Annotated in this window: 1 protein-coding gene; it reads left to right on the top strand. The window is 42.3% G+C overall.

Annotated elements, in window-relative coordinates; translation table 11 throughout:
- Positions 1-1,162 (top strand): ABC transporter transmembrane domain-containing protein (locus B806_RS0112025; RefSeq protein WP_017403071.1); only part of this gene is annotated, 1,162 nt, incomplete at both ends.

Genomic DNA, 1,162 nt, shown 5'->3' with positions numbered 1-1,162 from the left:
GAACCAAAATCAAAACCTTGATGATGTTTTGCAGTTAATGACCCGTCAGGTTGGACTCAATTTACGTAAAGTACCTTTTTCATTAGATTTACTTAACCCATGGCGTTTACCCATCATGGTCGAGTTTAATGACGGACAAGTTGGTGTAATTGATAAGGCCGATACTCAAGGAAATGTCAGTATCCAGTTTAGTGGAGATCACGGTCTTTCCCAAAATTTAAGCTTAGATGTCTTAAAAACAACAATTAAGAATGTCTACATTCTACGTCCTGAAACGTCTATTCCCGATGCGCGTATTGACGAATATATCAAACCATACGAAGCAAGCTGGTTCTGGTCGATTGTTTTAAGAGACTGGAAACGCTACGTTGATATTATGTTTGCCTCACTGATTGCCAACGTATTGGCACTGGCAACCATTATTTTCTCAATGCAAGTCTATGACCGTGTTGTACCTTCACAGTCTATTCCGACTTTATGGGTGTTGGCAGGTGGTGTGCTCATTGCTGCTATTTTTGAGTTTACTTTACGTATATCACGGGTGTACTTATCCGATATTATTGGTAAACGTGCTGACTTGCGGGTATCTGATCGTGTATTTGGTCATGCCTTACGCATCAAAAATAAAGACCGTTCAAAATCTACCGGTAGTTTTATTTCCCAGATTCGTGAGCTCGAAGGTGTTCGTGAGCTGGTGACTTCAACCACCATTAGTGCAATTGCCGATTTCCCATTCTTTTTCCTGTTCCTGATTATTTTTGCGATTATTGGGGGGAAACTGTTTTGGGTGATGCTGCTGGTTGTACCGCTTATGCTTTTGCCGGGTATTCTGGCACAGAAGAAGTTAGCGCAACTCGCACAAGAGGGCATGAGAGAATCTTCAATCCGTAACGCCATTCTTGTTGAAGCGGTGCAGGGCATTGAAGACATTAAGTTATTACGTGCTGAGTCTCGCTTTCAGAACCAGTGGAACCACATGAACGAAGTTTCAGCCGATATCGGAATGAGACAGCGTAAAATTGTCGGTACCTTAATGGCATGGACTCAAATGCTTCAGGGGTTAACCTATGCAATTGTGGTGTTGGTAGGATGTTTTGCCGTGATGGAAGGTGAAATGACTACAGGTGCGTTAGTGGCTTGTTCAATTCTATCTTCACGTATG

This window comes from Acinetobacter sp. TG2027, assembly GCF_000302435.1.
Classification (GTDB): domain Bacteria; phylum Pseudomonadota; class Gammaproteobacteria; order Pseudomonadales; family Moraxellaceae; genus Acinetobacter; species Acinetobacter pittii.
This window is presented reverse-complemented; position numbering and strand designations above follow the sequence as displayed.